At 69.7% G+C, this 7952-nt stretch carries 8 protein-coding genes; 2 read left to right on the forward strand and 6 right to left on the reverse strand.

From position 1 onward, the window contains the following. Both ABD908_RS25710 and ABD908_RS25715 read right to left on the reverse strand, forming a co-directional pair. Positions 1-274, reverse strand: a 274-nt coding sequence (locus tag ABD908_RS25710; RefSeq protein ID WP_345001452.1) for a hypothetical protein, incomplete at its 3' end; no start/stop codon positions are given. A 52-nt stretch (positions 275-326) separates the two neighbouring features. After that, complete coding sequence (locus ABD908_RS25715; RefSeq protein WP_345001454.1) at positions 327-899, reverse strand: hypothetical protein; 573 nt, start codon at positions 897-899, stop codon at positions 327-329. Positions 900-1294: 395 nt separating this feature from the next. On the opposite strand from ABD908_RS25715, the gene ABD908_RS25720 reads away from it, so the two are divergent. Beyond that, positions 1295-2842, forward strand: a complete 1548-nt coding sequence (locus ABD908_RS25720; RefSeq protein ID WP_345001456.1) for a PE-PPE domain-containing protein — start codon at positions 1295-1297, stop codon at positions 2840-2842. Positions 2843-2848: 6 nt separating this feature from the next. Here ABD908_RS25720 and ABD908_RS25725 read toward each other — a convergent pair whose 3' ends face one another. Continuing rightward, entirely contained in the window at positions 2849-3946 is a 1098-nt protein-coding gene (locus ABD908_RS25725) for a DNA polymerase domain-containing protein (protein ID WP_345001458.1), read from the reverse strand. Then, positions 3946-4971 carry an ATP-dependent DNA ligase gene (locus tag ABD908_RS25730; protein ID WP_345001461.1) on the reverse strand — a complete coding sequence of 342 codons (1026 nt, stop codon included), beginning with the start codon at positions 4969-4971 and terminating at the stop codon, positions 3946-3948. Before ABD908_RS25730 ends, ABD908_RS25725 begins: the two co-directional genes overlap by 1 nt. 44 nt (positions 4972-5015) lie before the next feature. On the opposite strand from ABD908_RS25730, the gene gluQRS reads away from it, so the two are divergent. Continuing rightward, on the forward strand, positions 5016-5870 hold the full coding sequence (gene gluQRS / locus ABD908_RS25735) for a tRNA glutamyl-Q(34) synthetase GluQRS (RefSeq protein WP_345001463.1): 855 nt from the start codon (positions 5016-5018) through the stop codon (positions 5868-5870). A 23-nt stretch (positions 5871-5893) separates the two neighbouring features. Here the strand turns inward: gluQRS and ABD908_RS25740 are convergent, their stop codons facing one another. Beyond that, positions 5894-6481, reverse strand: coding sequence for an O-methyltransferase (locus ABD908_RS25740; protein ID WP_345001465.1), 588 nt, complete (start codon positions 6479-6481; stop codon positions 5894-5896). A 4-nt stretch (positions 6482-6485) separates the two neighbouring features. After that, positions 6486-7766, reverse strand: coding sequence for a tRNA guanosine(34) transglycosylase Tgt (gene tgt / locus ABD908_RS25745; protein WP_385924570.1), 1281 nt, complete (start codon positions 7764-7766; stop codon positions 6486-6488). Positions 7767-7952 lie beyond the last annotated feature (186 nt).

Genomic DNA, 7952 nt, shown 5'->3' on the forward strand with positions numbered 1-7952 from the left:
TCAGGCACCGCAAGCCATCCCCACCGAAACCACCGACCGAGGCCTGGATCAACGAACCGACACCACAGGCACTCATCCAATCCGCATGACGGATTGTCTCACCGACCTTGACACGTTCCGGCGCGCTGGGAGTTTGGCAGTTCGCCACGCAACGCGCCCAGTGCTGAAGTGCAGGTCGCTGCACACCACCATCGGTCGAGACACCGGTGGTGGACACCTGACGCTCCAGCGCGATGCCGGCACGGCCACCACAGTTCGATTCCGCGTCCTTCACCACGACACATGCCCGCGACCTCGAAGGTCACGGGCATGTCTCGCGGTTGTCGCTACCGGCGCGGCACCACCGGGACGGTGCGGGTCTCCCACGGTGCGTAGGCCCAGCCGACGACCGTGAACGTGCCCAGGTTGGCGGACGGCAGGATCTGGATGTTGGAGCCGTCACCCCAACCCGGTCCGAAGCCCTGCACGCCGCCACTCAGGTAGTGGCCGTCGCCCAGCGAGATGTCGACGTGGCCGCCGTCCTCACCGTTGGAGAACACCATCGCGCCACGCGGCGCAGGCAGGCTGCTGTGCCCGTGTCCGTTGGCCGCCAGGTTGTCGTAGAACGCGATGGCGCCGTTGTGCGGGATGCCGTTGTAGATGGTCTTGCCGTACGCGGCGTCGACGAAGTCCTCACACCCGTAGTTCCCGAAGGAATCGGTGCCCAGGTACCGCTTGCCGCGCGCAATGGCGGCCTCGACGTAGTCGGAGGTCGGCGGCAGGACCGATACGACGCGGGTGACGGGATGCGGTGCGTGCGGCACGTGCGGCTTCGGCTTGTGCGGCGCCGCGTAGGCCGGAGAGGCGACGACACCGGCAAGAGCGACGGCCGCCCCGAGTCCAGTCAGCAGACGTTTCACATCATTTCCTTAGCTCAGTAGAGGGTGAGTCTTAATCAGTTTGCCATGACGAACGAGCGGCCGGAGCGCCGGAATGGTGACTTGTCTGTTATTTCCGATCGTCGGTGACGCTGTGAGTTTGGTTCGTACCCCCCTCTCTGTGCGGCGGCAGTGCGACGAGTGCTACTGCGACACCACGATCTCGATGGTGCGCTGCACTCGCGGACGATCCACGTCCACGCTATCGACCTGCAAGATCTCCGTGGTGTCCCGTAGCCCGTTCGCGAGCCGGTTCGCCCCGAACCTCGACGAGTCGGATCCGCTCCGTTCTCAGCGTGTCGCGCCGCCCGATATGCGAATGTGCAGACGGTTGTCTGATGCACCTCGTGGATCTGATGCCTCGTAAGGAGACAGCGATGCGCACTGCCCGACCGGCCCTACTCATGTTCATGTCGCTGCTGGGTGTCGTCGCCCTCTCGGTCGGCTCAGCGGTCGCCGGCGCCGTGGCGGGCGCCACCACGGTCCTCGTCGTCCCCGGTACGGGCACACCCGACCCGGACACCTCCCCGAACTACGAGGCCAACGCGATCGCCTACTACGTGGCACCGTCGGGTGGCTGCGCCACCGCCTGCACGGCAATAGGCGTGCCGTACGTCGCGCAGTTCTGGCCGTTCCCGTTCGCGGGCTGGGGTGGACTGTCCGGCGCCAAGTGGAACGACTCGGTGGCGAGCGGCCTCGCGAGCGTGACCGGCCAGTACAGCGCAATCACCGCCGCCGATCCAGGCGGCTCGGTGGTGGTGTTCGGCTACTCGCAGGGCGCCACGGTGGTATCGCAGTTCAAGAGCGCGCTGGCCGCCGACGGCGGCGTACCCGCGGGCACGTCGTTCGTGCTGATCGCCAACCCGAACCGCCCGAACGGCGGCCTGTTCGAGCGGCTGGCCGTCCTGGGCACGGTCCCGATCCTCGACGCGACATTCGGGGAGCCGACGCCCACCGACACGTCGGACACCGTCGACACCACCGACATCGCGTTCCAGTACGACGGCGTCTCCGACTTCCCCACGTACCCGATCAACCTCCTCGCCGACGCCAACGCGCTCGCCGGGTTCTGGTACATCCACGGCACGTACCTGGCGCCGAAGGGAACGGACGCCGCCGATGCCACGCCGTACGGCTACACTCCCGAGCAGGTCGAGGACGCCGTGGCTGCCGCGCAGTCGGGCTGCAACGCGTCCACGAACTGCCAGATCTCCGGCGACACCGAGTACATCACCCTGCCCGCCAAGACGTTGCCGCTGCTGCAGCCGCTGATCGACCTCGGCACCAGCACGGGCACCACCGACCTGATGACACCCGCCGTCGATCTGATCTCCCCCGCACTGCAGGTGCTGATCGAGACCGGTTACGACCGAACTGATTACGGTGTCGCCACTCCGGCGCAGCTGGTCCCGGTGATCGACCCGATCACGCTCGGCACGAACCTCGCGGCCGCCACCGCGCAGGGCGTCCAGGCCGCGGCGAACGACATCTCCACGGAGATCCGGGGTTCGACGACCTCGACGCCGGCCGCGGTGGTCGCCGCCACATCCACCGCCACCGACTCACCAGCGGTGCCACTCACGGGTTCCCGAGACGTTTCAGCCGAGAGCAGCCCGGGCGCAGGCGCTTCGGCCGCGGATGTCTCGACTTCGGGTGTCGCGACCGCAAGTGTGTCGACTGCCGGCGGCTCGGACGGCCAGCACGCCCGTGCCGGTGCGACCGCCGCCGGCGGCACCCTCGGCAAGGCGGTCCACGGCGCCGTCGACGGGGTGGGCGGCGCCATCGCCGGTGTCGCCGGCACGCTTCGCACCGGCGGTTCGTCCGGCTCGGGCGCATCCGCGGGGAGCAGCGTCTCGTCGAGCCACACCAGCTCGTCGTCCCAGCACACGAGCACGTCCGCGACCTCCGGCGGCACGGTCAGGTGACCCGGATCAGCTGTGCGGGACGGGGTTCCCGTCGGCATCCCAGTGCCCGGCGACCTTCCGGCTCGGCTGCACGCGGGGCGGCTCGCCCGGCATCTTGGGGTGATCCGGCGGGAAGTTCAGCTCCACCGGGTGCTGATCCCACAGGTCGAGGAGCGGCTGGATGGAGTGCGCCACGTCGTCGATGCCGGCCCACGGGTCACCGTCGGCGACCCGATCCGGCACGCTGAACAGATTGAGCGCGTGCGGATCCCGCAGCTCGGCGAGTTGCTCCCACGTCAGCGGGGTCGATACCGGCGCGCCCGCGACGGCGCGTAACGACCACGCCGCGGCGATCGTGCGATCGCGGCAGTTCTGGTTGTAGTCCACGAAGATCCGGCTCCCGCGCTCCTCCTTCCACCACGCGGTGGTCACGCCGTCGTCGCGCTTCTCGAGCTCCCGCCCGAACGCGATCGCGGCGTGCCGCGCGTCGAGGAACTCCCACCGCGGCTCGATCCGCACGTACACGTGGACGCCACGATTGCCCGAGGTCTTGCAGTACCCCGTCATCTCGAGGTCGGCGAGCAATTCGCGGGCGATGCCGGCGACGCGCACGGCGTCCGAGAATCCGGTTCCCGGTTGGGGATCCAGGTCGATCCGCAACTCGTCCGGGCGGTCCACCTCCGGCACCCGCACGGGCCACGGATGGAACACGATGGTGCCCATCTGCGCGCACCACACCAGCACCGCGATCTCGGACGGGCACAGCTCGTCGGCGGTGCGGCCGGAGGGGAAGGTTATCTTCGCCCTCCGCGCGTAGTCGGGTGCACCCTTCATGATCCGCTTCTGATAGAAGCCGTCGGCTTCCTTGTCGAAGGGTCCCTGCGCGAGGCGCATCCCGGGGTGTACGCCGCCCGGCCAACGCTCGAGCGTGGTGGGCCGGTCCCGCAGCACGCGAAGCATCGGCTCCCCCACGGCAGCAACATATTCCGCGACCATCAGCTTGGTGACCTCGGGAGTGGCGTCGGTGGCCGGGTAGATCACGCGGTCGGGGCTGGAGACGCGTACCGCGCGCTCGGCACCGTCGGGTCCCGGCACGGTGACCTCGGCCGCTGTGGGCTTGGCCATCACGCCCCCACCGTCAGCACGTCGTCGAGATCGTAGGTCACGGGAACCTCGAGCTGGTCGTATCCGCAGCTGGACGGGTCCCGATCGGGGCGCCAGCGGCGGAACTTCGCGGTGTGCCGCAGCCTCGTACCCTCCATCTGGTCGTAGTCGAACTCCACGACGAGCTCCGGCCGCACCGGCACCCACTCCCCCGTCTTGTCCGGGCTGCTCCACCGGTTCGGTTCTCCGGCGACGGAGTCCGCGGTGCGCATGGCCCCCAGGAGCTCGAAGTACTCCGCGCGCTTGGCGGTCGTGAACGCGCCGATGCCGCCGATCGGCGCGAGCTGCCCGTCGCGATACAGGCCGAGGAGCATCGAGCCGATGGCGTTCGGTTGCGACTTGTGCGGCCGGAAACCCAACACCACCGCCTCCGCGGTGCGAGCGTGCTTGACCTTCACCATCTCCCGCTTTCCGGGTAGGTAGGCACCACCCGGGGGTTTCGAGATCACGCCGTCGAGCCCGGCTCCCTCGAAGCGCGCGAACCAGTCCGCGGCGACGGCCGGGTCCTCGGTGACCCGGCTGATCCGGCACGTGCCGGTCCCCGCGTACGCCGTCGTGAGCACCTCGCGACGCCGGCGGAAGGGCTGTGCCATCAGCGAGACGTCCCCCACCGCGAGCGCGTCGAACCCGATGAACATCGCCGGGGTCTCGGCCGCGAGCCTGTCGATCCGCGACTGCGCCGGGTGGATCCGCTGCGACAGGCTCTCCCAGTCCAACCGCCTACGCCCCTCGCGGAACACGGGGACGGCGATCTCGCCGTCCAGCACGCACCGCTCCGGAAGCTCCTCGCGCACCGCCGAGACCACCTCGGGGAAGTACCGACCGAGCTCCTTACCGCTGCGCGATCCGATGTACACCTCGTCGCCGTCGCGGAACACCAACGCGCGGAAGCCGTCCCACTTCGGCTCGTGCGAATGGCCGGCCGGCACCGCCTTCGCGGGCTTGGCGAGCATCGGTTCGACAGGAGGCGTGACGGGCAGGTCCACGCCGCCAACCATAGCGCCGTTCGAGACCGCAGTAGGCTGACGCGGTGCCTGCCGGACGATTCGCGCCCAGCCCGTCGGGCGACCTGCACGTGGGCAATCTGCGGACCGCACTGCTCGCGTGGCTGTTCGCCCGCTCGACAGGGCGCGAGTTCCTGCTGCGCGTCGAGGATCTCGACCGGGTGCGGGCCGGGGCCGAGGCGCGCCAGCTGGCCGATCTCGCGGCGATCGGCATCGACTGGGACCCGCCGGTGGTCCGGCAGTCGGAGCGCGGAGAGCTCTACTCGGCGGCCGTCGCCGCGCTCGACACCTACGAGTGCTTCTGCACACGCCGGGAGATCCTCTCGGCACCGTCGGCGCCCCACGCGCCCGACGGCGCCTACCCCGGGACGTGCCGCGACCTGACCGAGGCGCAACGCGCCGAGCGGCGGGCCGCACGTCCGGCTGCGCTGCGGTTGCGGTCGACGGTGTCGGAGTTCACCGTGCACGACGTGCTGCACGGCGAATACACCGGCACCGTCGATGATCTCGTGCTGCGCCGGAACGACGGGACGTGGGCGTACAACCTCGCGGTGGTGGTCGACGACGCGGCCCAGGCGGTGGATCAGGTGGTGCGCGGCGACGATCTACTGTCCAGCGCCCCTCGGCAGGCGTACCTTGCGACGCTGCTCGGCCAGCGCCCACCGGCGTACGCGCATGTGCCGATGGTGCTGGGTCCAACGGGCGCCCGGCTCGCGAAGCGCGACGGTGCCGTGACGCTGGCGCAGCGGGGCGGGCCCGCGGCAGTGGTTCCCGAGTTGGCCGCGAGCCTCGGGCTCATGGGCGACCGGCCCCGGGACATTCTGGCGGTCTTCGATCCCGCCGCGCTGCCGCGGACCCCGTGGACGCTGCCGGATCTGTAGGCGGGCGCGGGTCCAGCTGTGGTCTAGCTGCGGCGCACCACGAGTAGCACGCCCGCACCGGTCGGAACCACCGCCTCCTCCACACGTGGATCCGACGCGACGACGGCACGGAACGCGCCCACCTGCTCCGCGTGGGACAGCACGTTGTCGACGGCCAGCAGACCGCCGACGCGCAGGGCTCGGACGAGATCGGCCCAGTAGCCCGCGTACGCGGGCCGCTCCGCGTCGAGCAGGATGAAATCCCACTGCCCGTCGGACGACTCGGCAAGCACCTGGGCGGCGTCTGCGATCCGTAGGTCCACCAGTTGCGCCAGTCCCACGCGTGTCAGAGTGTCGCGAGCCTGTCCGCTCCGCTCGCCATCGGAGTCGACGGTCACGAGACAGCCGCCCGTGTCCCGCGCAGCGTCGGCCAACCACAGCGTCGAGTATCCGTTGGACGTACCGAGTTCGAGCAGGCTTTGCGCACCGCACGCCCGTACCAACAACGCGAGCAGCGCCGCCGAGTCGGGCTCCAGGTTGCGATACCTGTTCGATCGGTCCGGGGTCACGGCATCGTGCTCCACCCCCGCGCGGTGCAGCCCGTCCAGTACCGCGCGCAGCCGATCGTCCACGGTGTCAGTCCGTGGACCGCGCCAGTTCGCGCTCGCCCGCGTAGTAGCGCCCGAGGAACTCGGTCTTGAAGTCCCAGTAGCTGCCGTCGAGGATCGACTGCCGGATCCGCGCAACGAGATTCACGATGAACTGCTCGTTGTGCAGCGTGCACAACGTGGCCGCCAGCGGCTCCTTCGCCTTGAACAGGTGATGGATGTAGGCCCGCGAGTACTGCGACGTGTAGTTCTCGGTATCGGGGTCGAGCGGCCGGTAGTCGGTGCGGTACCGCGCGTTGGTCACGTTGTATCGGCCGTCCAGGGAGTAGATCGCGCCGTTGCGCGCGACCCGTGACGGCGAGACGCAGTCGAACGTGTCGACGCCCTGCTCGACGGCCGCGAACACATCGTCGGGCTCCGAGATCCCCAGTAGATGCTTGGGTTTCGCCTCACCGAGCTCTTCGCTGACCCACCTGACGATGGTCGCGAGGTTCTCCTTCTCGAGCGCCCCACCGATGCCGTAGCCGCCGAACCCGAGGCCACCGCCGGCGACGTCCTCGTCGTCCAGCGCGCGCAGGTCGCGAGCCGCCTTGCGGCGCAGATCCTCGTACTGCGCACCCTGGATCACACCCCACAGCGACTGGCGGTCGCCACGCTGCGCGGTCAGCCAGTTGTGTTCGGACAGGCAGCGCCGCGCCCAACGGTACGTGCGCTCGAGCGACTTCTCCTGATAGCCACGGGTGTTCATGAGCGTGGTCAGCTCGTCGAAGGCGAAGATGATATCGGCGCCCAGGCGGTGCTGGATCTGCATCGACACCTCCGGGGTGAACCGGTGCTCCGACCCGTCGAGATGGCTCCGGAAGGTCACACCGTCGTCGTCGACCCGGGACAACCGCTCCTTGCCCTCGGCGACGCCGTTGTCGTCGGGCGTGGACTTGCCGTCCATATCGATGACCTTCTTGAACCCGGAACCCAGCGACATCACCTGGAAGCCACCGGAATCCGTGAACGTGGGCCCGTCCCAGTTCATGAACCGGCCGAGGCCGCCCGCCTCCTCCACGATCTCGGCTCCCGGCTGCAGGTACAGGTGATACGCGTTGGCGAGCACCGCCTGCGCCCCCAGCTCCCGCACGAGTTCGGGGATCACCGTCTTCACGGTCGCCTTGGTCCCGACGGGGATGAATGCGGGCGTGGCGATCTCACCGTGCGGCGTCTGTAGCCGGCCGGCGCGGCCGAGCGGGCCGCCGGGGCCCTCGAGCCGCCCGTCGATCTCGAACCTGGTCGGATCGCTGGTGCCGGTGCTGGACAGCCGCGTGCGCGCCGCCGTCGACCGGTAGTCGGACCGCAGGGACGCGAGCTCCGCTGCGAGCGCCTGGTTGCTCGCGCGTAGCTCCTCGAGCTCGGCGCGGGACGACGACGCGAACACCGGCCGCGGCGCCTCCGGGACGTCGGGGGTCGACGGCGCCGGCGCGCTCGGCGGGGGCGTGGCCGGTCC

The sequence above is a fragment of the Tsukamurella soli genome (genome assembly GCF_039541155.1).
Taxonomy (GTDB): Bacteria; Actinomycetota; Actinomycetes; order Mycobacteriales; family Mycobacteriaceae; genus Tsukamurella; species Tsukamurella soli.